The sequence below is a fragment of the Picosynechococcus sp. PCC 7117 genome (assembly GCF_001693275.1).
GTDB lineage: Bacteria > Cyanobacteriota > Cyanobacteriia > Cyanobacteriales > MRBY01 > MRBY01.
Map to the genome: position 1 here is coordinate 1 of NZ_CP016482.1, position 24,705 is coordinate 24,705.

The following is a 24,705-nucleotide window of genomic DNA, read 5'->3' on the forward strand; positions in this document are numbered from 1 at the left end:
ACACGACGACTGAAACGACAATTTAACCCGCCAAGGAACCAGGAATTCTAACACTTTCCAACCACTAAATCCCGACCACGGGACTGAAACTGTTCATTGAAGCGCGGATTTATCTTCACCCTTCTGCTTTCCAACCACTAAATCCCGACCACGGGACTGAAACAAGTACAGGGGAAAGGGATCGAATATCTCGAAGCTTTCCAACCACTAAATCCCGACCACGGGACTGAAACCCTAGAGCTAGAACGGGCTAAATTTGGCTGCAATGACTTTCCAACCACTAAATCCCGACCACGGGACTGAAACCTCGATGATCGTTTCATCTTCGTCCCCTACCGCAAAGCTTTCCAACCACTAAATCCCGACCACGGGACTGAAACATATTTCTTAAAACTTGTTTCGTTTCTTTACCTTATTCTTTCTGGCCTCTACTATCTTTTGGAGTTACTGGGTTTACCGTGACTACATGGAACTCATTAAGGCATATAACGCCAATGAGTCTGAGGCTGAATTCCGCCATCGAATTAACGTAGGCTTTGATGGTACTTGGACATTGATGTCGATGATGACTATGGTTTACTGCATCGGGAAGTTGGAGGACAAAGGTTAAACTGTTTTCTGTTTTGCCTTGGTTAGTTATGCTTCTTTATCCCAGAGTTCCTGGATGCACTTTTGTAGTGGTTCCAGTTCATGCTGGATAGTGTGCCAAAGAATGTCTTCGTCCAAGTAAAAGTATGTGTGGGCAATAATGTTTCTCAGGCCAATGATGTTTCGCCATGGAATATGTGGATACTGATTTCGGATTTGTTCTGGGATTTTCTTGCTGGCTTCTCCAATGATTTGTAGGTTAAGGGTCACTGCATCAAAGATAAGTGAGTGCTTTAAGAATGCTTCTTTTTCCAGACCCTCACTATATTCCTGGATTTTGTCAATGCTTGTTAGAATATCATTGAGGTAAAGCTTAAGGCTCCTAGACATATTTAGCCTCATTCAATACTTGTTCACGAATGATTTCTTTTAAAGACTTTTTGGTTGCTAAGTCAACCGGTTTATTAAATAATTCTTCCAGGAAAAACTTTAAGTCCATGTACAAGCTAAGGGTTGTTTCATTTTGAAATTCAACAACAAAGTCTAAGTCACTGGTCGCTGTGGCTTGATTATGAGCAGTTGACCCAAATAATGCCAGAGTTTTAATACTAAACTCTTCAAAGAGATTGGGATAGTTCCTCAGCGTTTCAAGAACTTGTTCTGATGTTATTACTGAAGAACAGGCTGTCTGTTGTTTAGTCATAGTTAGAGTATGGGTAGTAGCGGATAAAATACAATTACGATTCATGAATGTTAAATTGTAATGCTCCTGGGAACTCAACTTTCCAACCACTAAATCCCGACTACGGGACTGAAACGTCCCACTGTTAGCGATCCATCCTTACAATTGGGTACACTTTTCAACCACTCGCATCTTGCACCAGGGGCAAAGAGATACGCTGCGTCTAGCGCCAGGAGTTCGATTGATGCTTGTAATTTCGTTGGAGGTGATGCTATTCCTGGCATAGCGACAAACTTACCCATCTACCTTTTTGTACTTTCGCTGGGGATGACGGGGATTATCCGGATATTTCATCACCACTAGCCCAGCCTGGATCGCGGGATAGAGATAGTTTTTGCGGAAGGTGGGTTTACGGGTGAGAGAAAAAGATTCCATTAGAGCATTAGTGCTCCAAAATTGGTCATCCATAATGGCAAGGAGTTGTTTTACTTGATCGGCTTGATCATTTACTTAATCGCCTGGGTTATTTTTTGTTGTTGATAGTGGACTGGAGAATGTCAGGTTTTGGCGCAGGGTTGTATTAATGATATCCAGCATAAAGCAAATGAATGGGGTGCTATTTGATCAGGCTTTCGCTGGGGAGGAGGTAAGAGGCGAATGGTCGAGTGCCCCGATCTGCTGAGAGATAATACTGATCTGGTTAATGATTTGGGGGGTAATGGTGAAGGGCGGCTGATAGGACATTAGATGGCCTCGCTGGTGAACGACCCGATGCCCATGGCAAGGATATAGAATACGGGCCTCCTATTTCAATAGGAATTACGACTGAAACGAACAAAATATCTGTTTTGATTACTCACTTTTTTCAAAGTTGTATGGGCGATCGCCAACACATTCAAAAATTTCTGCCATTTTCCGACCCAAGGAAATCAGTTTCTGGTGCCAGCGATTTTGCCTCCGCCAGAAAAAACCTCCAGAGGTGCGTCAGGTGTGGGGAAATTTCCTTGGTTTGACTAGAGGATAAACGGCAGAGCGTGCTTCTGATTCCGTGGCTAGACAGTCAGAAGTTGATGGCGCTTTGCCCATGGCTAGGTGGCTCATTGCCTGTTGTTTGCTGATGATTCTCAAGAAACCGGGATTATTCAACAACTATTGCGAATAGAACCTGCATTGACCTATCCAGATGTTAGCAAAATACCACCCAACCCCCAGTGGATAACCAGCAATTAACCATCAGAGTAAACAGTAATACAAGTTTACTTTTCAGCCTAAGCATCAACAAGAGAAAATTCTCAGCAAAAATTCGCCCTCCCCGAACCAAGACCAGCCCAAGACAATCACAGCTTCTACAGACGAACCATTATGAAGTTGTGTAACAAATAAATCACTTCTATCCGTGCTGTTCAGGGCAATTTCTCTTCATCAGTAGGAGGAAAAAATGGTAGTACTAAAGGGGTAATGAGGAATTGTAGTGATGGATGAAATTCCACAATAGTCCAATGTGATTAAATACACACTTGGAGAAGGCTAGACTGCGTCTCACAAACCGTGACATCCTTTGCCTCACAGTACAATTAAAGCGCTCAATATAACTGGTTTTACCACTCTGTTTGCTAACCACCCGATGACGCTTTGAAGGGAATACGCCACGGTAGGCTTCCCACTCATCCGTGTAGAAGACTCCACATTGCCGATATACCCCAGGCAATGACGCCCACAGTGCTTTTGCACTCTCTCGACCACGGCAACCAACGTGCAGACCAATAATTTCCCGGGTTTGAACGTCAAGGGCCAGCCAGACCCACTGTTTATTGCCTTTGTGGTCAACAAAAGACCAGAGTTCGTCACACTGCACCTTTAAAGACCCCTTTTTTTGGGGACAACTTTGGCCCTTCTTGGTACTTGTGCTGCTTTCATATTGACGTAATTTTGCAGCCATTGTTCAGAAACTTGAACAGCTCTGGCGATGCCGGCCATCGAAATACGTTCGAAAAGCAGACGGTCAATCAGAGCGCGGGTTTCAGCATCAATGAGTTTATTGGTGGGATGTTCCACGAATTGACGACCGCATTGCTTGCAGAGAAAGCGCTGTTTACCGTTGTGGATGTGCCCATTTTTGACTGTATGTTGGGATTGACAGCTGGGACATTGAGGCATGGGTCGGAGTCAATGACTTCCGTTCTACCTTAACAAAACCGTCATTACCCTTTTAGTACCACCAACAAAGCATCAAGATATTGAAATCCGTTGCTCCAAAGGATCAGTTAGTGCGGTTGATGCTTAAAACTCAAGATTGCGGGATAGCTGCAATGTTCATCACCATCCTGGTGATTGTGTCCATGTTGACGTCAAAGGACTGAAAGAATCCCTGCATGCGTTTGTCGTTAAATTCTTCTGCTGCATTGCCTCCCCAAACGGTGGCAAGTTCAGCGAGATTGACGATTTTGGCCCGGAACAGTGCTATCAGGAAGAGGGCGATAAATGACAGTCTGGCTCCATGGCATCCGAGATGAGGTCGCAATTGGCGGCGAATTTCGCTAATCTGATTCATGAAGGGTTAATTAATTTGCGCTTATTTCGATCAAACCCTCTCTCTTAATTCTTTTCAAGCTTTTTGTCCCGTATTGAGATATCGATATTTATAATCGGTAGTTTATCTAAATAATCAACAGGGTGATAATTGTGGGAAAAAAGGCAAATAAAATTACATCTTGGATCTTTAGTCTAGGTTTGGGATTGATTCCCATTATGGCTTTGGGCGCGTCATCACAGGCTGCTGAAAAGATTTATTTTATCTACAGCCCACTGATGGAATCTTTAAAGATTGACTCCCTGAAAAGTTTTGCTGCAACGGGGAATGTTCCCCTCGACCTGAAATTTTACTTGGATATTGTGGGGGCAGATGCAGAAGAACGTCAATTACTGCAAACGGCTCTCACCCGAAAAATTGACATTGATCCGGTGCTATTGGCTCGCAGTTTAAAAACCGATGAAGGGGAAAGGTTATTAGAATCTTTTGGTCAAGTGGTCAATATTCGTGGAGGACGTAATGGCAAGTACGCGCTGCGGGGGGCAATTATTAAATCTGCCTTTGAGGAAAATGGCCTGACGTTATTAAATGTTCTGGATAATTTGGGGGTTGATGTTCAGGTTGATTTAGAACAATTATTTGGTTTTGCGGAAAATGTCTCCACGATTCTAGCGGGAACAGAACGGTTTATTGAGGAAGTTGAACAATTGGCTAAGCAGGAGGCAAAATTTGCGGCGGTGGCTGATTATGGGCAACGCTCTGATTTGAGAAAGCTGGGAATGTTCGCTGTGGAGATGGAGACGTGGCAGTTGGCTGATCAAAAACGCGATCGCCAATTTTATGCCCAGATCTATCGTCCTCAAAAACCTTTGGGGGAGAAAGTGCCTGTTATTTTGATTTCCCATGGATTAGCCTCTGCCCCCGAAAAGCATCGTAATTTGGCGCAACACTTGGCCAGTTATGGGTTTGTGGTGGTGGTACCGCAACATCCGGGGAGCGATTTGGCCTATCTGGAGGAATTTGCGGTGGGTTACCAGCGCCAGGTGTCTGATTTGCAGGAATTTGTGAATCGCCCCCTCGATATTAGTTTTACGTTGGACGAGTTGGAACGGCGCAATGACACTGAGTTTGGGGGACGGTTGGATTTAGAAAATGTGGGAATTTACGGTCACTCCTACGGCGGTTATACAGCTTTAGCGGTAGCTGGAGACTTTCCGACGCCAAATTTTGAGCAGTTGAATGAGGATTGTGCGGCGGAATGGGGCATTTTTAATAATGCGTTGTTGTTGCAATGTCGGGCGTTGCAGCTTTCTCCGGAGAATTATAATTTTCGGGATCAACGGATCCAGGCGGTGATTGCAGCAAATCCGGTTAATGCCAGTATTTTTGGGGAAGCGGCGTTAAGTCAAATCGAGATTCCCATTGCGGTGGTGGCAGGGAGCTATGATCCGGCGACGCCCTTTATTTTTGAGCAGGTGCGTTCGTTTCCGTGGATTCGCAGTGAGCAAAAATATTTAATCCTGGAGGAGGGTCAAGCCCATGTGGATATTTCTCGCCTCGATCTAGGGATTACGGGTTTGCTTGATCGCATTCCCCGTTTGAATCTACCGAGCCCCCAACTGTTGAATGATTATAGTGAGGCGATCGCCCTTGCATTTTTCCAGGTTTACACGGCCGAGGATGACCAGTACCGCACCTATTTAGATCCGGCCTATGGGCAGTACCTCAGCCAAAATGAAGAATTTAAAACGTTCATGATTACCCAAGATTCGTTGCCGGAGTTAGAAGCGGCGATCGCCGAATTCAAACAAGAAAATCAGATCGATATTAATTAGGCTTCAATAATCACCACAGGTAAAGGGCTTTTTTCTAAAATGGCCTGGGATACCGAACCGATCAGCAAGTTATTGGGCGGGTGATGGTTGCGTTTACCCATAATAATTTCGCTCACTTGATGGGTATGGGCAATGTCCATAATCGTTGCGGGGACTGGCCCTGGGGTTGCGATAAACTGATAGCGGATGTCTGCAAGGTTACGGCGGGTCTGTTGTCGCAGCCGTTGCAACTCAGCCGGGTTATCGGTGCGAATCACATGGAGAACAATCACCTCCGCATCGCTACGACGGGCCAATTCAGCGGTTTTGATTAAAATTTGCTGGGCCAGGGGCGATGTGTCTACGGCAGCCAGGAGGACAGTGCGGCGATTTACGGAAACTTTAGTCGGGTCAATGTCGCCCCGTTCGAGGAGTTTGGGGGCAAAGGTGGGAATTGCCCAGGCACCGAGGGGAGCTGTCACCAAAATAGAGAGGGCCGATAAAGCGAGGATAATTTCACCACCAGCAACGCCTTGGCTGAGGGGAATCGCCCCAATGGCCGCTTGCACCGTCGCTTTGGCAGAGTTACCAGGCAGCAAAAAAAGTCGCTCTCGCCCAGTCCAGTTACTCCCCAGGGTCGAGAGATACCAGCCGAGCGATCGCCCCCCTAACGTACCGACCGCCAACACCAAGAGACCCAGCCAGAACGTATCACCGAGGACATCCAATTGGATACTGGCCCCTAGCAAAACAAAGAGAATAATCTGGGCGATCGCCCACAAACTATCAAAACTTCCCCGCAGGCGACGGGCCAAAGGTGCATCTAACTCAATTAAGAAAAAACCCGTCCCCATCACCGCCAGATAACCAGAGAAAATCGGTAAATATTCCGCCCCAATGACCAACAGTAGCGCCACACCAGCGGCGATCAACCCATCTTGCACCGCATTATCTGTCCAATTTTGTCGCGCTAACAGGGAAACCAACAGGCGCGCCGTCACCCAACCGAGGACAACACCAAGGCTAATTTGAGTCACGATTTGCAGTGGCAGCAATTGCCAGGGACTCAAACTTAAACTCCCGATTAATGTCACCCCTGTCGCCGTGGTTTGGGTGAGAAAGGCCAGCAGCAGACTAAACACTAATAGCAACAGCACATCAGACAGGGCACTCCCCGTTAAAATTGCGTCGGGAATCCCTTTTTTGACGCCCCAACCGAGACTCTTTAGCCGCAGCATTCCTGGGACGATCACCGCCGGTGATTCGGCCCCCAGCACACATCCCAACAACAGCCCCGTCGCCCAATCAAATTGGAAAAGTTGCACCGCAATCAACATAATGGCGATCGCCTCACAGGTCGCAGGTAAAAAACCGAGGCGGAGGGCAACACTACCCTGTTGGGCTAATTTCTCCCGGTCGAGGCCCAGACCCGCTTTCATCAAGATCACCATCACCGCCATTGTCCGCAGATCAGCGGCGATCGCTAAAACTTCTGGGGCGATCGCATTCCCCACCTGGGGGCCGAGGACAATACCAACAAGCACCATTCCTACCAGGGCCGGAATCCTGAGCCGTTGGGCGATTTGCCCCCCAAAAAAACCGAGTAAAAGAATCCAAATAATACTCTCTAACATGGGATCACGTTGTCGTTAGGGTGGTTAATCAACGTGACTTGTAGCGAAAAAAATTAGTGCAGCCTAGATCAAAACAGCCCTACTGCTTCACCACAAGTCGGAAGCGTAGGAGCCATTAGCCGAGGTGCAATAAAAAAAAATCCTAGGCGGTTTCGGTGAGCTCCATCACCATCGCTAAATTTATATCACAAAAACTGACTGATTGACCCTAAGGAAGTCTGCTGCACCAAAATCCTCGAAAAACTTAGAGATTAATCTTATTGCAGTGGGTTACGGCATTGGTGAGATTAATTTTTAGGCGAACAAAATCCGCACCGTCCGTCCAGTCGTTTTTGTCTGTCCATTACTGTTTAACAAACTTAGAATTCCATTAACCAGACAGCGAGAGAGCCTACAATGTAAGTGGTAAGTAGCCCATTCTATACATACTGAACTCATTGGCTTGGCCCTGGGTATTGCCCCCCGCAAATTAAGCTTGGACAAACACCTAGTTTCTACCTGATTTGTCCTCGCCAAACTCACTGCATCCTCCTAAATTGCATGGCTCATATTGTTGTAATCGGTGCTGGTATTGGTGGTCTGCCGACGGCCTATGAACTGAGGCACCTGTTGACTACCGACCACACTGTTACCCTCATTGCTGATACACCCCACTTTACGTTTATTCCCTCTTTACCTTGGGTGGCCCTTGGTCTAAAAAGATTAGATCAGGTGCAATTACCCTTGCCAGCGTTGGCCCGTCGCCATGGTCTGCATTGGGTACAGGGGGCTGTGCAGCAGATTAATCCCCAGGAAAGGTATGTTTTGATTGGGTCAGACGCAAAACGAATTGACTATGACTATGTGGTGATTGCGCCGGGCGCAGCTTTAAATCTCGATGCTTTACCGGGTCTCGGCCCAGAGACAGGCTTTACCCAGTCAGTTTGTAATCCTCACCATGCGCTGCTTGCCCACCAAGCTTGGGAAAAATTTATCCAAAATCCAGGCCCATTGGTCGTGGGGGCAGCACCGGGGGCAAGTTGTTTTGGCCCGGCCTATGAGTTTGCGCTGTTGGCAGATTGGCAACTGCGACGGTTGGGTTTGCGGGAGCAGGTACCGATCACATTGGTCACCCCAGAACCCTATTTGGGTCATTTGGGGATTGGGGGCATGGCCCACTCGCAGGAATTGGTCGAGCAGGTTCTCCAGCAACAGGATATTGCGACCCGTGCCAATGCTGAGATTACCGCCATTAAACCGGATATGATTTGTTTGGCGGATGGGGAACAGCTACCCTTTGCCTACAGTATGGTTTTGCCGTCGTTCCAGGGGCCTACTTTTTTGCGGGACTGTCCGGCGATCGCCAATTCCCAGGGGTTTATTCCCGTCTTGCCCACCTATCAACATCCAGAGTTCGATTCCGTGTATGCGGCGGGGGTGATTGTTGAACTAACGCCCCATGAAGCCACGCCGATCCCCACGGGTCTACCGAAAACGGGACAAATGACGGAGGCGATGGGGATGGCCGCCGCCCACAATATTGCCCGACAGCTTAACTCCAATCTGGGTGCTCCGGTCACGGCGACCCTCGCCGCAATTTGCATGAGTGATTTTGGCGATCGCGGCATTATCTTCATCGCCGATCCGGTACAGCGAGAACCAGGCATGGTCAAACGTCGCCGCTGTGTCGCCCTCGAAGGACGGTGGGTGAGTTGGAGCAAAACCCTTTTTGAACTGTTTTTCCTGACGAAAATGCGTTGGGGTCTAACGATACCTTGGTTTGAGAAACTGGGCTTAAAGGCATTGGGATTGCAGCTTGTGCGTCCCCTTCCTCTAGACTAAGTGCAGTGAAAATTGTGTCTTTTTAATACTGGGAAAATCGAGATCTAGGATAATATTCTTAGAGGCTAAAATTTTCATTAATAGAGCCTTAAAAAAAAGACAAAATTAGTGTTTTAGATTCAGTTTTAATAATGCAGTTAGTGGATTATATTTACTTAATAAATGTGTGTTTAAATTCGTACTTGATTGCTTCACTGAAATTATTTTGAGAAATAAGAAGGGCACAGTTTTAGTTAAGATGCAAAATTTAACTTTTTGAGCATCTTTTAACTGTGCTGAATTGCACGCAGGAAAGTTTTTAAAAACCGAAAGTCATTAAACCCACCAGGGTTTTTTGCCAGTACGTGGATCAAGTTCTACCCAAGGGGCAATGCGGACATAATCTCCCTCTAAATAGATGTGGGTAAGCCGTAGGGGAAGCGGTGCTGGGCCGCGAACCACACGACCTTCGGCATCATAGCGGGAACCATGGCAGGGACATTGAAACTGATCGTCATTTTCATTCCACGGAAAGGTACAACCCAGGTGAGTGCAGTTATCGACAATACCCCAGGGATGAAGGGTACCGTCCTCTTGGATTGTGAGATAAGTGGGTTCCCCGGCTAACCCGGCGACTAGGGCTCTTGTGCCTGGTGCTTCGGCCAATAACTGGCTTGCTGGAATTAAATTACCATTAATATCTTTGGCAAGAATTGATCCATCTGCTCCCACTTCTTTAGGGGGACTAAAAAATTTTGCGACGGGATAAAGGGCGGGGCCAATGGTACTGGCAACCACTGCACCTGTGAGAAAGTTTAATAATTGCCGCCGGGAAAGGGAAGGGCTATCGATGGGCAAACTATTTTCCATGAATCATGCTCCTTGCTTCAATAAAATTTGCTGAATTGCTAAACAAAATAGAGGCTACTGACGGGTATTGATCTTGAGTAAACCGTAGAGCATACAAAAACCCAACACTGCACTTATCGTCAGCACTGCGGCAACGGCCACCAAAGCAGTGCCGAGGACAGAGCCACTGTAGATAAACAAGCCCAAGTAAGCCAGGACGCTTGCGAATAAAAGGCGAATGAGGCGATCGCCAGTGCCAACATTGTTAAACATTTTGTTGATCTCCGACCGAAAGGTTGAGCAATAGAGCCGATGGAGCCAAGTCTCTTGCGAACATATTGAGATTGTTTTTGGCTGACATCTGACCTATTTATCAATATAAAGCTAATTAGTTATGTAGTCAATATTTTTAGCTTGTTTTGGTTTGTCCACTTGCCCAAGCAGAATTCAGCGCAAAACGCCTTAAATCTTGTTCTGACCTGACTTGGGCAGCTAGTGATGTCGATCCAGCTTTAATTGAAAAAGATTTCTAGTAGTTTGCTTGACAGGACAAGAATGATCCACTAAAGTCTCTAAGTTAATGCCAATTAATTGCAACTTCAGGGAGATGTCATCAACCCCATGACATTAGTCAATCGCGGTTAATGGGCCATGGGGTTTTTATTTCAGTTAAGTCATCGACGGTTATTTTTCTAAGGTTTTAAAACGTCCTAGGCCCAGTCAATATTTCTGGGCTGTTTATCAGTGGACTTTAATTTTTGCTATTAAATTTCAACTATTTAGATCGATGCTTAGGTGTTTTCAGTTTTCAATTCAGGATTATTCTCAACAGCGGATTGCGTGGACATCTGTGCTACTTGCTGTCTTAGTGGTAATTACGAGTATTGTTGCCCTATGTCAGGGGGCCGTCTCCATGGGGCCAGATCAAGTTTGGCAAGCGTTGCGACATCAGGGAGACCCGATGTTTCAAACGATTATTTGGGACTTGCGGTTACCTCGTATTGTGGTGGCCTTGGTAGTGGGGGCTGCTTTGGGGTTATCCGGTGCGCTCCTCCAAGGGTTACTCCGCAATAGTCTCGCCGATCCGTTTATCCTCGGTATTTCAGCGGGGGCTGGTTTAGTGGCGATCGCCTTTATTACCCTCAATGTCTTGGCGATTTGGATTCCCCTGGGGGCTTGGCTGGGGGCTTTGGTCACCGCGGCGGTAGTCTATGGACTCGGCTATGTGGGCGGCGGCCTGTCGGTAGAACGTCTGGTACTGGCGGGGGTGGCGGTAAGTTCTCTGTTTGGAGCAGTGCAAACCACCCTCATTCTTTTGGCGGATGATAGTCGCATCCAGGCGGCCCTCAATTGGCTAATCGGTAGCCTCAATGGTCGTGGTTGGCAGGATTTGAGCCTAGTTGCGCCCTATCTGAGTGTGGCCTTAATTATCGGCTGTCTATTAGGGCGGTCTTTAAATTTGCTTAATCTCGGTGATGATGCGGCGGTGGGCCTGGGGGTTTCCCTAGGGCGATCGCGGTTACTGATTGGCGGCATTGCCAGCTTATTGGCGGCTAGTGCGGTCAGTATTTCCGGTCTCATTGGCTTTGTGGGTCTGGTGGTGCCCCATGGTGTACGGCTCTTAGTAGGAGCAGACTACCGCTGGATTTTGCCCCTCTCGGCCCTGGCTGGGGCATGGGTTCTAACCTTGGCGGATCTCCTATCTCGCTCTGGGGCGGTAGAGTTGCCTGTGGGGGCCGTAACGGCACTGTTGGGATCGCCTTTATTTATTGCCTTACTGTACCAAAGAGGAAAAGGAGCAAAGGCATGACCCTATCACCAGAATTGGCAGAGCAAGCTTCTGATATTCCTGTCGTTTCAATTCCCCTGGAGGCGAAACACTTAGCTGGGGGCTATGGCCAGCGGGCTGTGGTGCAGGATGTAAATTTAACGATCTACCAAGGGGAATGGTTGAGTTTAGTCGGGGGCAATGGTTCCGGCAAATCAACGTTATTGCGGCTCCTCAGTCGGATTCTAAAACCTCAAGGGGGCGTTGTGCGGCTCGATGGCAAGGCCATTCAGCGGCGATCACCCCAGGAAGTGGCCCGCAGTCTGGCGATTTTACCCCAACAATCTCGGGTTCCCGCAGGATTAACAGTGCGGCAATTGGTCGGCTTAGGGAGAGCGCCTCACCAGAACTGGTGGCAGTGGGAATACAGCGAGGCGGATCAAGCTCAGATCGACCAAGCCTTAGCCCAGACCCAACTGAGTCAGTTTGCTCACCGCCCTGTAATGCAACTGTCTGGCGGAGAACGTCAACGGGCTTTTCTCGCCCTGGCCCTAGCCCAAAAGCCAAAAATTCTCATCTTGGATGAACCCACGACGTTTCTGGACATTCATTATCAACTGGAGCTGTTGGAACTGCTCAAGCAGTTAAACCGCCAGCAAAATTTGACTATTGTCACCGTTCTCCATGAACTCAATTTAGCGACCCGTTACAGCGATCGCCTCGCCATGATTAAGGACGGTAAACTCTTTGCCCTAGGGACACCCGCTGCGGTGATGACCCCGAAAAATCTCCGGTTTGGCTTTGGGGTGGAAGCAGTGACGATACCGACCCCCGTGGGCTTACAAATCTGCGTTTTGGGGCCAACCTCGGTTTAATTACACCGCTAATTCCGCTCGAATTTTGTCTTTGTTTACATCAGATCGTGCTCTACCCATTGAAATTACATCTATTTATACTTATTAACTGATTTATCTATGAAGCGTTATCCTCTGCGTTATGGTCTAGCTTTATGTGGCTTGGTGCCGTTGATGTTTTGGATGTCCCCAGACAAGGCGATCGCCCAAACAAATCCTGAAACGAACCAGTTGGCCCAAGCCCAACCCGTGACTATCATCGGCATCCGCCTCGATACCCGGCCCAATCGTGTCAATATCATTCTCGAAACGGTGGCGGGACAACCCTTAACCTTGCCTGGTCAACCTTTCATTCAGCGGGGAATAGATCTGGTTGCAACCATCGAACCCGCTATCCTTGCCCTCCCCGATGGTCAAACTTGGCAATTTACCGCACCAACCGCCGATATTGCCGCCATTACAGTGGCACAGCAAGAGAGCGATCGCCTGGAAATTATTGTCCAGGGTCAAGGGGAATTACCCACAACCGCTGTCTCCCTCGAAACCATGGCTACCATTGCAACCAAGGACAACATGGCAGATTTGACGGAAATGCCCTTGGATCTAGATGCGATGCCCGTCGAAGAACTCGAAATTACGGTATTGGGCACGCGATCGCCGCGCCTGGTGAGTCGTACCCCCGGCTCGATTAGTGTCATTGATGCCGAAGAAATTGATGATAATCTCGTGCAAGATTTGCGAGATCTTGTCCGCTACGAACCCAATGTTTCTGTGGGAAATGACCGACGCTATGGCCTGCAAGATGTCAACATTCGCGGTCTAGGCGGCAATCGGGTGCTGATTCTCAATGACGGTATTCGCATCCCAACTCAATTTACCTTTGGCACTCCGGCCCTGGGGCGAGATTATGTGGATCTTGATAGCTTGCAACGGGTAGAAATTATTCGTGGCCCGGCCTCTGCTCTCTATGGCAGTGATGCCCTCGGTGGGGTAGTTAGTTTCCAAACCATTGATCCCAGCGATCTCCTCGCTTTAACCGATAAAAATAACTTTACGCGCATCTCCACCGGCTTTGAAACCACCGACAAAAGCCTCAATTATGGCGCAGTGACCGCCTTCCGGGCCGATTCCCTTGAAGCATTAATTGGCTATACCGGACGCAGTGGATTTGAGGCCCACCTCCCCGAAGGAAATGAATTTGTCGATGACCGCTATGGCGATCGCGATAATTTCCTTGGGAAGTTAAATTTCAAGCTCAGTGAAAATTCTACCCTGGCCTTCACCACCGAAATTTTCCGCAGTACCAATGAATTCCAAGTCGCCCCGATTACTGCGGCCCTGCTCCAAGGCCCCCGGGGGTTCCAAGGTCAAAACGAAACCCTAGAAGCCGATTCCTACCGCGAACGATACAGCCTTGCCTATCTCTACGACAACCCCGACGGAGAGGGTTTCATTGATAATGCCAAGGCGCAAGTTTATTACCAAAATGCTGGTGTTGATGAATTGCGCACCCAGGACTTTTTAAATTTTGCCGGGACAGAACGACGTTTCCGTAATCTCAGCAATACCTTTACCGACGAACTGTTTGGCGGTGAAGTACAGCTCCAAAGTAATTTCCGTTGGGGCAATATTGATAACCGTTTGACCTATGGCTTCGATTTATCAAAGACAAATAATGAGCGAACCAGAGACGGCCTAGAAACTCGCTTTGATAGTGCTGGCAATGTCACCCTCACGACCAACCAAGTAGGTAGCGATAATTTCCCGGTAAAAGATTTCCCAGATTCGGAAACCACCCGCTTTGGCGTCTATCTGCAAAATGAAATGGCCCTTTCGGATACCTTTACTCTCTTGCCTGGTCTGCGCTATGACACCTATCGCCTCGATACTACTATTGACGAGCTTTACCAACGCAACAGTCTCGATGCCGAAGCTGCTGACTTTAGTGATTCTGCCCTTTCCCCTAACCTAGGGTTTGTTTGGCAAACTTCCCCAGAAATTGCCCTAGTTGGTCGTTACGCCCGGGGCTTCCGATCACCTTTGTACAGTGAAATCAATGCCGGTTTTACAAATTTAACCAGTCCTTTCTTCCGCTATAAAACCCTATCAAATCCGAATCTCAAACCGGAAACCAGCGACACCTTTGAATTAGGAATTCGTGGTGATTTTCCCCGGGGGAATTTTAGTGTGACGGGTTTCTATAGCTATTACGAAAATTTTATTGAAACCTTTGCCAATGCAGGTACAACACTCATCAACGGCAATTTGGTGAATTTGTTCCAATCCCAAAATGTCGGTGCTGCCCGCACCTACGGTGTCGAACTGGCCGGGGAATATCGCTTTAGCGAGCAACCCCATGGGTTTAGTCTGATCGGTAGTTTGGGCCTCACGGTGGGGGATGACCTAGAAGATGATGAACCCCTTGAAAGCGTAGAACCCCTCAAAGCGGTATTGGGACTACGTTATCGAGCAAAGGAAGATCGGTGGGGTACAGATCTCATTGCCACTTTGGTCGGTGAGCCTCGACTCCGGGGCGATCGCCCGGCGGGTTCCTACAGTCCAGAGGGCTATGCCGTGGTGGATCTGTTGGGCTATTACAACATCAATTCAAACCTCAAGCTGAATGCGGGGATTTTTAATCTATTTAACAACCAATATTTCCTCTATTCCGACGTCCGGCCCCTCTTGAATTCGCCAGAACCCGTTGATATTGCCCGCTATGCCCAACCGGGAATTAGTCTGCGGGCTGGGTTGACGTGGCAATTCTAAGCTTGGTTTCACCCTAATTTTCCAGGGATCAATCGCTATGTTTTTGCTGTATCGCTCGCTCTTCGTTTCGCTGTTTTTACTCAATTTTGTTGTTTACCTATTGGAGACAATCCATGTCTGAAATGATTACTGCTCAATTTCGTCACGTCATGTTGATGGTTGAAGATGTGGCCGCTGCTATTGACTTTTTCCATCGGGGGTTAGGGCTACCGATCAAGGCCCAAAGTCCCACCTGGGGGGAAGTGGAAGCCAATGGCACCACTATTGCTTTTCACAGTGTTGCGGAACCGCCAAAAACGGGCGGCACTCCCATTCTCAGTTTTTGTGTAGAGGATGTGTACGGGGCGATCGCCCAACTCGAAGCCCTCGGTGGCAGCCTCGAAGGTCGTGTGCGGGAACCTTCCTTTGGCAAAGTGGCCGCAGTGCGCAGTCCCCAGGGGCAGTTAATTAGTCTCCTGCAACCGGTTGCTGTCTCTACCGTTTCAAAATAACTCCTTTCTTTCGCCGCCTCACACCCCACGTTTTTTTTAGTTCTCCTAATTGAATTACGATGCAAATGCCCTATTTTAAACGTTGCCTAAGCCTGTCCTTGTTGCTGTTAATGGTCGGTTGCAGCCAAAGTCCGTCGAATGTTGCGGATATCGCCCCAACTGCCCCGGAGATTAGCAATGCAGCAACCACCGAACCGGAAACGATCACCAAAATTGTCGCCCTCACTTCCCTGTCAGCGGATATTATTGCCCGTCTCGATGCAGAAAAATTAGTGGGAATTCCGGGAAGCCGTTTATTGGCAAACAACCCCACCTTTGCGGGACTGCCCACGGTCAGCGAAGGGCAAACGCCCCCCAGCCTCGAAAAAATTGTTGCCTTGAAACCAGATTTAGTCGTTGGTGCAACGGGATTCCATGATCAAGTGTTAGCAAGATTGGAGGAGTTGGGCATTCAAACCCTCGCCACTGCTGTCCCCGATTGGCGATCGCTTGAAGCATTAACCCAAACCCTCGCCGAGAAAACCCAAACTGACCCGACGCCCCTACTCCAAAGCTACGCTCAATGCGTGCCCCAAGGTGCTTCTCCAGACGATCCGACTCTGGTTTTAGTCAGTAATCAGCCGATGCTTGCTCCTAATAAGGAGAGTTGGGCCGGAGATCTTTTGCAACGGTTCCAGTTAAATAATCTCGTCGCTGATCTCCAGGGCGATAGTCCCCAGCAGGGTTACGTCACCCTTTCCCCCGAAAAAGTCTTGGCCGCTAACCCTGAAATGTTAATCATGGTGGATGTGGGGGACGATTCGATCAATCAGCTCAAATCGGCTCCTTTTTGGCAGGACTTAGCAGCCGTGAAAAATGATCGCATTTATACTTTTGATTATTATGGCTTGGTAAATCCGGGGGGCCTTGAGGCAATTCAAAGCACCTGCGAAAAGCTCCAAAGTATCACCTAGGCACTGCCCCCACTCGGCCTTGTTCGTCTTGTAAAAATTCCACAATTTTGGACAAATTTATCCCATGACTGCTTTAAATGTCACAGATCTCAACGCCCTTTCTTTCCCGGAGGCGATCGCCTTTACCCAAACCTGGCTCGAACAGGTTGAATCCCAAAAATTAACGGATGCGAAAATTCTGGCGCAGATGCAGGCGTTATTGAGTTACCGGGATGGGGTGCGGGGCTTTTTTGTGAGTTATTTAACGGGCAATAGCCCCCTTGCGGATCAACCGCCAGCGATTTTTCTGGACGGGTTCACCCAGGTGGCTGAACACATCTACGAGATTTTGGTGAAAAATGTGGCGATGTCTACGGCCATGGCGATCGCCCACCGACGCAACGGTGACTTTAACCAGCAGCAGGGTTCGGAACGGGTCAAAATACGCTCTCTAAATCTCCTCAAACAACTGGAACAGCGCAATGTCATTTTTAAAAATGAGCGATTACGCCTGCTGCAAACCCTCGAAGCTGGCTCAGGAGATTACCAAGATTTTTTACAACGTTGGCAATATGACCCAGAGCAATGTGATGCGATTCGGCGATCGCTGCAACTCATTTAGGGGATTACAGCTAGCGAGGTCAGGTGAATTTTGATTGAAAACTTTGGTAGAACAGGACAGACCTAAATCAAAAGAGGCTCTAACCTCGCGAGTACGTCATTAAGAGTGTCAAGGGGAAGTTGTTCCACAATTTTTGCTTTCCTGGCTCGACAGTCCACCGCCCGGATTTGATCGACCAGGATGACGCCTTGGGTTTTGATATTAGGCGGAAGTTTCACCTCAAACACCCAGCCTTTTTCTTTACTCGTGATTGGACAGATTAGGGTCAGATTAGAAATACGGTTATATTCCTCAGGAGAAATCACGATCGCCGGACGATAACCTGATTGTTCACTACCTGTGCGGGGATTCAGTTCGAGAAAAATAATATCCCCCCGCTTAGGAACCATACCGTTAATTTTTACCAAGACTCTTCTCCTTGGGCTTCCCCCCAATCCACTTCAGAATGCTGTGCTTCAGGTTTTGCATCCTTGAGTAATTCCGCAAGGCTATATTTTGGTCGAGCAAGGCTCAAAATAATTTGGTTGTTTTCCATTGATATCGTCACCTGTTCCCCTTCCTGCCAACCGCATTGCTGGAGCATGGATTGAGGCAAACGAATACCAAAAGAGTTGCCCCATTTCGTGATTTTTTGGGTGATCATGTGGGGGATCTCCAAATACAGTGTTTATACATTGAGTATACAACACGATCATTATCAAAGTCGTTAGTGCTAAAGCTGACCTGTTTTCTATAGAGGCGATCGCCCACCGACGCAACGGTGACTATAACCAGCAGCAGGGTTCGGAACGGGTCAAAACACGCTCTTTGAATCTTCTCAAGCAACTGGAACAGCGCAATGTCATTTTTAGAAATGAGCGATTACGCCTGCTGCAAACCCTCGAAGCTGGCTCAGGAGATTACCAAGATTTTTTACAACGTTGGCAATATGATCCAGAGCAGTGCGAAGCGATTCGGCGATCGCTACAATCAATTTAGAAGATTTTATAATTGGTGATCATTTTGAGAATCTGCATTTTTTTAACTATGATGAGAAAACAGATTATGTTTCAAATTCCCATTAATTGATTCATGTTTTACTTTTTCCCATTCTTCTTTTAAAAGTTTTTGAGAAACAATTATTAATTCCTCCATTATTTTTTGTCGCTCATCAATTTTAGAATCATGTGTTAGTTTAGTTATTTTTTCGATCAGATTTACAATTTCACGATCATTTTTTCCGTCTGGGTTAAGTCTCAATTGAATCAAATATTTTAATTGATCAAGCTCACTTAATATTTCTACTTTTTTAGCTGTATCGTCAATTGGAGTCATACACCAAGTATGAGTATAGCCTAGAAATAATCCTATTTCCTTCCTAAGTAACTCAATCCATTTAATCCGCTGATTTGTGACAGTATTGATAAACGTCGTTTTTTTATTATTATAGTAGTTGTAGATTAAATTTCCAACACCAAGAAGAAATGTCAACAAAATCCAAACAGAATACCAAGTATCTTTGTCTATCATTATTTATTTAACGCTTACTTTATTTTTTTACATGAAGCAAGAAGCCTATATATAAATCAACTCCATAATCTTTCGTAAAAAAATATTAGCGTATACTTTTAAATCTTAGTTGACAAAGATCACTTTTCTTTACACTAAGTATAAAAGGATGAATCATCACGTTACCTTTCATTTTTCAGACTTTGCTCCTAATATCTGCACCGAATGACTTCAACAGCAGATTAAAGACTCACAATCTTAATCTCCTCACCAGTGGCGATCGCCTAATATTTCTGATGATCTTTGACGAGTTGGCGATCGCCTTGGGAAATGGGAATACACATCGGCGTGTGGGTGATCGGGTCGGGGATAATTTCCGCTTGCAACCGAAACACATCCGCCACCATCGTTTGGGTCATTACCTCGCTGGGGTGGCCCTGGCTGTAGAGTTTGCCGTTTTTAATCGTGACGAGGTGATCTGCATAGCGACAGGCCAGATTTAGCTCATGGAGCACCATCACAATGGTTTTACCCTCCGTGCGGTTGAGGTGAAACAGCAGATCTAAAACTTCAATTTGATGAGCCAAATCTAAGAAAGTTGTCGGTTCATCCAGTAATAAAATGTCAGTGTTTTGCGCCAAGGCGATCGCAATCCAAGCCCGCTGCCGTTGGCCACCAGACAGAGTATCCAGATCCCGGTCTGCAAATTCTTGCATTCCCGTAATTTGCAACGCTTTTTCGACGTAATATTCATCTTCCTTTGACCACTGCTGCCACCAAGTTTGGTGGGGATAGCGGCCCTGGGCAACAAGATCCCGCACCGTTAGCCCTTCCGGGGCCGTGGGATTTTGGGGGAGAATGCCCAGCCGTTTGGCGATCGCCTGATTAGAATACTTTTGAATTGCCTTACCATCGAGGTAAATATTGCCCTGTTTTGGGGGAAGTAGTCGCGCTAAACCCCGCAACAGCGTTGATTTGCCTGAGCCATTCGCCCCTACTAAAATCGTAATTTTTTCAGCAGGAATCGCCAGATTAAACTGCTCGACAATTGTCTTCTTGCCGTAATTTAAGGTGAGTTGCTTCGCGCTCAGTTGGCTCATGGTTTAACGTTGTTTGATCAATAAATAGAGAAAATAGGGGGCACCAAGGATCGCGGTAATAATGCCACAGGGCAATTCCAAGGGCGCAAATAAAACGCGACCAATCAAGTCCGCCACCACCACCAAGCAGCCGCCCATCAAAGCCGCAGTCGGCAATAATCCTTGGTGAACATTGCCGACCCACTGGCGCGCAATGTGGGGTGCAACTAAGCCGACAAACCCAATGGCCCCCGCCGTTGCCACCGATGCCCCGGCCAAGGCCGTACTGACCAAGATTAATAATCCCCGTCGCACCTCGATGGAAACCCCTAAACCTTGGGCGAGGTCATCACCGAGATGAAAGCCGTTTAATTCTTTACTCATGAACCAAGCCACACTACTGCCGATCACGATCCACGGCACGAGGGCGATCGCCTGCTCCCAACTGCGCCCATAGACACTGCCCGCCAGCCACACCAACGCCTGGGAAACTTGATTGATGTTGCCGAAGGTGACGAGTAAATTGGTCAGGGCCGCCGCAATCAAATTGAAACCAATGCCCACCAAAATGAGTCGCAAGGGTGAACTGCCTCCCTGCCAAGCGATCAGATAAATCAACACCGTCACCGCCAGGGCACCACCAAAGGCCGCGAGGGGTAATACCGCCACAGACACGCCCGGAAAGATCACAATTAAACTCACCGCTGCCAAGGCTGCACCGCTATTGATGCCGATAATGCCCGGTTCCGCTAAGGGATTGCGGGTTAAGCTCTGGATAATTGTCCCGGCGATCGCCAAGCCCACTCCCACCAGCCAGGCCACTAAAATTCGGGGCAAACGCAGGGTCAACAAGACAAAGCTGGCATCACTATCGCCGTTAAAACCCAGTAATGTTTGGAGAATTTCAAGGGGCGGAATAAAAAATTCCCCCACGCCCAAGCTGATGATCATCGCCGCGAGGGTACTTAGGAATAAAAAGGCGATCGCCAAGGGCACCCGTCGGTCTAACTGCAACGAAACGGGCAAAAAATGAGGCCGCACAGTAAGGGGCGTTTTATTCATCGTTTCACCTTGGCACGAATCAGGTAAATAAAGAATGGCGCACCAAGGAGGGGCATCACCAAACCAACGGGCAATTCCTGGGGTTGAATGAGCAACCGCGCCAGAATATCCGCCCACAGCAGCAAAATTCCGCCCATTGCCGCTGCATAGGGCAAGATCCAGCGGTATTCCGTCCCCACCAAAAATCGGGTCATGTGCGGCACAATCAGTCCCACAAAGCCAATCGGCCCGGCGATCGCCACACTCCCCCCAGCCAACAGCAGCACACAAACCGCCGCCAAAACCTTAATCACGAGGGTATTTTGTCCCAATCCCTGGGCCATATCCTGCCCCAAACTGAGCAGGGTGATTTGTTTACCAAGGCTCAAAGAAAGCAATAAACCCACCACTAAATAGGGCAAAACCTGGAGAAGCAAATCAAGATCTCGACCGGCCACCGAACCCGCTAACCAAAAACGAATTTGATCTAGGGTTTGTTGACTGACGATTAAAATGCCGCTGGTCATGGACGCGAGAAAAGCGGTAAAAGAAGCTCCCACCAAGGTCAAATTGAGCGGCGAAGCCCCACCCCGACCCAGGGACGCAAAGCCATAGACTAAAACCGCCGTTAAACCCGCACCTAATAAAGCAAAACCCGCATAAAGATTCATAGAAGCCCCCCCACCGATTAACGTCGCTAACACCACCGCAAAGGCCGCCCCCGCATTTACCCCCAAAATCGCCGGAGAAGCTAAAGGATTTCCGGTAATCCCCTGCATCAGGCTCCCCGCAACGGCCAGAGCCGAACCGACCACCAAGGCAATGAGCGATCGCGGTAAACGGACTGTCCGAATCACAAGCTGTTCCGTTGACCCATCAAATTGAAAAATTGACCCATAAATTTCTGCCACAGAAATATCAGCCGCCCCAAAATTCAGACTAGCTAAAAAACTCACCAGAAGTAGGGCAAAGCTGATCAATAAACCTCCCATGAGACGTATTGATCGGGGTAAAAATAAAGCGGAAAAAAAATTGGTTTGGGTCACAACAATTGAAAAATCAACCGAAACGGCATAGGGCAAGCTTAAAAAAAATCAGAAATAGGAATATTATTCAACTAATTCCCCTTCATCCCAGGTGCCTTCGATGCGGGTGCCATCGCTGAAAATATAAACCCCGGCCCCCTGGTAAAGATCATTTTGAAAATTGCCTTCGTAGCGATCACCATCGGCATATTCACAGACCCCTTGGCCGTTGAGCAGATTATCGGCAAACTCCCCTTCACAGCGATCGCCATTTTGGTAAGTAAAAGTGCCTTGGCCCACAAAGTTACCACCCACAAATTCGCCAGCATATTCATTGCCATTGGCGAGGGTATAAACCCCTTGGCCGGTAATTGCGCCGAGGGCCACTGCTCCGGTGTACTGGCTGCCATCGCTAAAGGTAAATGTTCCTTCCCCATCTGGGAGATCGTTTTTTAGCTCGCCTTCATAGCGATCGCCATTGCTATATTCACAGGAACCCGGCCCCGTAAGATTTCCCTCTACAACTGTACCCGTACAGCGATCGCCATTTTGGTAGGTGAAAGTCCCCTCACCGCTGGGTACCCCGGCAACAAATTCGCCAGTATAGCTGCCGCCATCGGTAGTGGTAAAAGTGCCTTGGCCATGGGGTTGTCCTGCTGCAAATTCGCCTTCGTAGCGATCGCCATTGGCATATTCTCGGATACCTTCGCCTTGGATCTGTCCACCTTGGAATTCCCCTTCATAGCGGCCATCCGTCGCAAAAGTGTAGATTCCTTCCCCTTCTTTTTGCCCCGCGACAAATTCGCCTTCATAGCGATCGCCATTGCCATATTCACAAGTAACCTGGCCCTGAAGTTGACCTTCCACCAGTTCCCCTTCGCATTGGCCACCATTCGGTAAAGAGATAGTCACTGCATTGGCGATCGCCCCTGTAGAGAGAGTGCCTAAAGCTGCTAAACCCAAAGAAAAAAATGTCTTGTAAATGACCATAATCTAATTGCAATCTTCAAATATTCAAATAAAGTAATGACTCAAAACATACGAACCAATCAGACCTAACCACCCGTTTCCGATGTGGGTACCGCCTGTTGCTGTTGTTGCTGTTGACGCTGCCGTTCTAGTTCGACTTGGCGTTGACGTTCAGCTTCCGCCTGTCTCTGACGCTCAAGCTCAGCCTGGCGTTGTCTTTCCTGTTCAGCTTGTCTTTGACGCTGCCGTTCTAGTTCGACTTGGCGTTGACGTTCAGCTTCCGCCTGTCTCTGCCTTTCCGCTTCTGCTTGTTGCTGTCGTTCGGCCTCGGCCTGTCTTTGTTGCTCGGCTTCCGCCTGGCGTTGCTGTTCTTGGGCTTGATTTTCCTGTTGTTCTTGTTGTTGGCGCGCTAATTCCGCCTGGCGTTGACGTTCGGCCTCGGCTTGTCGCTGCCATTCCAGTTCAGCTTGGCGTTGCTCCTCTGCTTCCGTTTGGCGCTGTTTAGCCTCCCGTTCAAAGTCAGTGCCCGGTTGCGCAAAGTTAATCGCTAAACGTACCCGCCGCTGTTCACCACTGGGACAACGAATGCCCCGGGCAGCGGAGAGGGCCGCCTGATCAAGGGCTGAGTAATTACTAGAGCGCAGGATTCTTGCTTGGGCCACACTGCCATTTGTACTTGTAATCACCTCAACCACAGGTCTTGCCTCAATTCCCCTAGAGGCAAGGGAAGCAGGAAACTGCGGTTGGCTGGGGGCAGAACAACCGGCTCCAGATGCGACAGGGGCCGCAGGGGGATTATTGCTTGGGCGAGTTGGGGCAGACCGTTGGGCTGCTGTTTGATTGCCGGGCCTACCGCTACTGTTTGTGTTGGGATTACCTTGGCGATTTTCGTTCTGCAGGCTGCCACGGAGACCTGCATTATTGGCTGCACTAAGGGGGGCGGAGGAAACACCAGGACTTGTTGGCTTAGAACGGTTCGCTCCGGTTGCCGTGCTCCCAGGCTTTGTGGTGGCATTGCGCTCGGCTCCTGATGCGGCGGCCTGTAGTTGACCCCGCAATGGGTTTGAATTTTCAGGCGATAGGGGAGCAGGGGCATCCTCGGACACCGGAGGTTCCGGTTCGGACGCAGATTCCTGGGATTCTGGCTCAGAGGTCGTTTCCTGAACCTGGGGTTCTGGCGGTGCTTCCTGGGGGCGAACTGTAGGAGCCGCAGCCGTTACCGTTGGCTGGGGGATTGGCACAGGGCTATTGGTCACTGCACTTGGAGCAGGCACACTCGGAGTTGCCGCAGATGTTGGCAGAGTGTCCAGGGGTTCTGGAGGTGTTTCTTCCGTGACTTCCGGCTCTTCAACAGGCGGCGTTTCAGTGACGATAAATTCTAAGGGCGGTTGTTCCGTAGAGACCGTTTCTACCGGGGGTAACCAGCGCAACCCTAACAAAGCCCCTGCGTGGAGGACAACAGAGCCTGTCAACCCGCAGGCCAACCATTTTTTCAGGACTTCTTGTTCATTTTGCCGCTCTTGCTGACAAAGGTCAGACATACTCATGGGGCTTTCCTTACCATCAGTTGCAAAGTTACTGTAAAGCAACCTACAGCTTATCAGTAATAAGAATTTATTTCAATAAAAATTCTTCAACAAAATAAAGTTATTCAAGGATGCTTTAGAAAAATAAAGCTAAAATCAATTGTTAATGGGTTTATTGGTAAATTTCTGGCAAAAATACGGCAATTCTTACAAATTATGTCTTACGTACTAGATTTTTGGATAA

Annotated in this window: 23 protein-coding genes, 2 pseudogenes, 1 CRISPR repeat array and 1 riboswitch; of the genes and pseudogenes, 9 read left to right on the top strand and 16 right to left on the bottom strand. The window is 48.3% G+C overall.

The genetic code is table 11. The features are described from left to right. The first annotated feature begins 53 nt into the window (after nucleotides 1-53). Nucleotides 54-380: direct repeats of the CRISPR family, unit length 37 nt; unit sequence CTTTCCAACCACTAAATCCCGACCACGGGACTGAAAC. Nucleotides 381-636: 256 nt separating this feature from the next. From AWQ22_RS15085 to AWQ22_RS15100, 5 genes and pseudogenes are all read right to left on the bottom strand, one after another. Next, nucleotides 637-978, bottom strand: a complete 342-nt coding sequence (locus AWQ22_RS15085) for a DUF86 domain-containing protein (RefSeq protein WP_030008170.1) — start codon at nucleotides 976-978, stop codon at nucleotides 637-639. After that, on the bottom strand, nucleotides 971-1,291 hold the full coding sequence (locus AWQ22_RS15090) for a nucleotidyltransferase family protein (protein ID WP_065711831.1): 321 nt from the start codon (nucleotides 1,289-1,291) through the stop codon (nucleotides 971-973). The genes AWQ22_RS15085 and AWQ22_RS15090 overlap by 8 nt, the downstream gene beginning before the upstream one ends. Nucleotides 1,292-1,564: 273 nt before the next feature. Next, nucleotides 1,565-1,753 (bottom strand): annotated as a pseudogene (locus AWQ22_RS16850) (Fic family protein); the annotation flags it as partial. A gap of 964 nt (nucleotides 1,754-2,717) precedes the next feature. Then, a protein-coding gene (locus AWQ22_RS16595; protein ID WP_397428282.1) for an IS1 family transposase occupies nucleotides 2,718-3,427 on the bottom strand; the annotation gives its coding sequence in 2 pieces (ribosomal slippage) (nucleotides 2,718-3,142 and nucleotides 3,142-3,427; 711 coding nt in all). Nucleotides 3,428-3,533: 106 nt separating this feature from the next. Next, nucleotides 3,534-3,821, bottom strand: a pseudogene (locus AWQ22_RS15100) (IS4 family transposase); the annotation flags it as partial. A 197-nt stretch (nucleotides 3,822-4,018) separates the two neighbouring features. Between AWQ22_RS15100 and AWQ22_RS15105 the strand changes: the two are divergent. Next, complete coding sequence (locus AWQ22_RS15105; protein ID WP_257784306.1) at nucleotides 4,019-5,635, top strand: alpha/beta hydrolase; 1,617 nt, start codon at nucleotides 4,019-4,021, stop codon at nucleotides 5,633-5,635. Here the strand turns inward: AWQ22_RS15105 and AWQ22_RS15110 are convergent. Then, a complete protein-coding gene (locus AWQ22_RS15110) occupies nucleotides 5,632-7,248 on the bottom strand; it encodes a sodium:proton antiporter (protein ID WP_065711834.1) in 1,617 nt (538 codons plus the stop codon). The genes AWQ22_RS15105 and AWQ22_RS15110 overlap by 4 nt on opposite strands. Nucleotides 7,249-7,347: 99 nt before the next feature. After that, nucleotides 7,348-7,427: riboswitch (Fluoride riboswitch) on the bottom strand. A 361-nt stretch (nucleotides 7,428-7,788) separates the two neighbouring features. Here AWQ22_RS15110 and AWQ22_RS15115 point away from each other — a divergent pair. Beyond that, the gene (locus tag AWQ22_RS15115) at nucleotides 7,789-9,069 is read left to right on the top strand and encodes an NAD(P)/FAD-dependent oxidoreductase (RefSeq protein ID WP_065711835.1); all 1,281 of its coding nucleotides are present in this window, start codon (nucleotides 7,789-7,791) and stop codon (nucleotides 9,067-9,069) included. A gap of 315 nt (nucleotides 9,070-9,384) precedes the next feature. Here the strand turns inward: AWQ22_RS15115 and petC are convergent, their stop codons facing one another. Both petC and AWQ22_RS15125 read right to left on the bottom strand, forming a co-directional pair. Beyond that, nucleotides 9,385-9,918, bottom strand: coding sequence for a cytochrome b6-f complex iron-sulfur subunit (gene petC, locus AWQ22_RS15120; protein WP_065711836.1), 534 nt, complete (start codon nucleotides 9,916-9,918; stop codon nucleotides 9,385-9,387). A gap of 54 nt (nucleotides 9,919-9,972) precedes the next feature. Further along, nucleotides 9,973-10,170, bottom strand: a complete 198-nt coding sequence (locus tag AWQ22_RS15125) for a DUF2892 domain-containing protein (RefSeq protein ID WP_065711837.1) — start codon at nucleotides 10,168-10,170, stop codon at nucleotides 9,973-9,975. 514 nt (nucleotides 10,171-10,684) lie between these two features. Here AWQ22_RS15125 and AWQ22_RS15130 point away from each other — a divergent pair. From AWQ22_RS15130 to AWQ22_RS15155, 6 genes are all read left to right on the top strand, one after another. Then, nucleotides 10,685-11,707, top strand: a complete 1,023-nt coding sequence (locus AWQ22_RS15130; protein ID WP_065711838.1) for an iron ABC transporter permease — start codon at nucleotides 10,685-10,687, stop codon at nucleotides 11,705-11,707. Beyond that, nucleotides 11,704-12,540, top strand: a complete 837-nt coding sequence (locus AWQ22_RS15135) for an ABC transporter ATP-binding protein (protein WP_084449061.1) — start codon at nucleotides 11,704-11,706, stop codon at nucleotides 12,538-12,540. Before AWQ22_RS15130 ends, AWQ22_RS15135 begins: the two co-directional genes overlap by 4 nt. Before the next feature lie 99 nt (nucleotides 12,541-12,639). Then, nucleotides 12,640-15,288, top strand: coding sequence for a TonB-dependent hemoglobin/transferrin/lactoferrin family receptor (locus tag AWQ22_RS15140; RefSeq protein WP_232321578.1), 2,649 nt, complete (start codon nucleotides 12,640-12,642; stop codon nucleotides 15,286-15,288). 113 nt (nucleotides 15,289-15,401) lie between these two features. After that, nucleotides 15,402-15,779: a VOC family protein gene (locus AWQ22_RS15145; RefSeq protein ID WP_084449062.1), complete on the top strand. Its 378-nt coding sequence runs from the start codon at nucleotides 15,402-15,404 to the stop codon at nucleotides 15,777-15,779. A 59-nt stretch (nucleotides 15,780-15,838) separates the two neighbouring features. Beyond that, the gene (locus AWQ22_RS15150) at nucleotides 15,839-16,732 is read left to right on the top strand and encodes an ABC transporter substrate-binding protein (RefSeq protein WP_062436973.1); all 894 of its coding nucleotides are present in this window, start codon (nucleotides 15,839-15,841) and stop codon (nucleotides 16,730-16,732) included. A 64-nt stretch (nucleotides 16,733-16,796) separates the two neighbouring features. Next, a complete protein-coding gene (locus tag AWQ22_RS15155; RefSeq protein WP_065711839.1) occupies nucleotides 16,797-17,333 on the top strand; it encodes a hypothetical protein in 537 nt (178 codons plus the stop codon). A 62-nt stretch (nucleotides 17,334-17,395) separates the two neighbouring features. Here the strand turns inward: AWQ22_RS15155 and AWQ22_RS15160 are convergent, their stop codons facing one another. Together AWQ22_RS15160 and AWQ22_RS15165 are read right to left on the bottom strand one after the other, a co-directional pair. After that, nucleotides 17,396-17,722 (bottom strand): type II toxin-antitoxin system PemK/MazF family toxin, encoded by a 327-nt coding sequence (locus tag AWQ22_RS15160; protein WP_157094663.1) that lies wholly within the window; start codon nucleotides 17,720-17,722, stop codon nucleotides 17,396-17,398. Nucleotides 17,723-17,733: 11 nt separating this feature from the next. Then, nucleotides 17,734-17,976, bottom strand: a complete 243-nt coding sequence (locus tag AWQ22_RS15165; RefSeq protein WP_030008115.1) for an AbrB/MazE/SpoVT family DNA-binding domain-containing protein — start codon at nucleotides 17,974-17,976, stop codon at nucleotides 17,734-17,736. 164 nt (nucleotides 17,977-18,140) lie between these two features. Here AWQ22_RS15165 and AWQ22_RS16465 point away from each other — a divergent pair, with 164 nt between their 5' ends. Beyond that, complete coding sequence (locus AWQ22_RS16465) at nucleotides 18,141-18,311, top strand: hypothetical protein (protein ID WP_198166563.1); 171 nt, start codon at nucleotides 18,141-18,143, stop codon at nucleotides 18,309-18,311. A 42-nt stretch (nucleotides 18,312-18,353) separates the two neighbouring features. Here AWQ22_RS16465 and AWQ22_RS15170 read toward each other — a convergent pair whose 3' ends face one another. The 6 genes from AWQ22_RS15170 to AWQ22_RS15195 form a co-directional block, all read right to left on the bottom strand. Next, nucleotides 18,354-18,842, bottom strand: a complete 489-nt coding sequence (locus AWQ22_RS15170; RefSeq protein ID WP_065711841.1) for a hypothetical protein — start codon at nucleotides 18,840-18,842, stop codon at nucleotides 18,354-18,356. 263 nt (nucleotides 18,843-19,105) lie between these two features. Further along, a complete protein-coding gene (locus tag AWQ22_RS15175; RefSeq protein WP_065711842.1) occupies nucleotides 19,106-19,921 on the bottom strand; it encodes an ABC transporter ATP-binding protein in 816 nt (271 codons plus the stop codon). A gap of 3 nt (nucleotides 19,922-19,924) precedes the next feature. Further along, nucleotides 19,925-20,962, bottom strand: a complete 1,038-nt coding sequence (locus AWQ22_RS15180; RefSeq protein WP_065711843.1) for an iron ABC transporter permease — start codon at nucleotides 20,960-20,962, stop codon at nucleotides 19,925-19,927. After that, nucleotides 20,959-21,933: an iron ABC transporter permease gene (locus AWQ22_RS15185; protein WP_065712018.1), complete on the bottom strand. Its 975-nt coding sequence runs from the start codon at nucleotides 21,931-21,933 to the stop codon at nucleotides 20,959-20,961. The genes AWQ22_RS15180 and AWQ22_RS15185 overlap by 4 nt, the downstream gene beginning before the upstream one ends. Nucleotides 21,934-22,050: 117 nt before the next feature. Beyond that, nucleotides 22,051-22,956 (bottom strand): MORN repeat-containing protein, encoded by a 906-nt coding sequence (locus AWQ22_RS15190; protein ID WP_065711844.1) that lies wholly within the window; start codon nucleotides 22,954-22,956, stop codon nucleotides 22,051-22,053. A gap of 65 nt (nucleotides 22,957-23,021) precedes the next feature. Beyond that, a complete protein-coding gene (locus AWQ22_RS15195) occupies nucleotides 23,022-24,482 on the bottom strand; it encodes an energy transducer TonB (protein ID WP_232321579.1) in 1,461 nt (486 codons plus the stop codon). Nucleotides 24,483-24,705 lie beyond the last annotated feature (223 nt).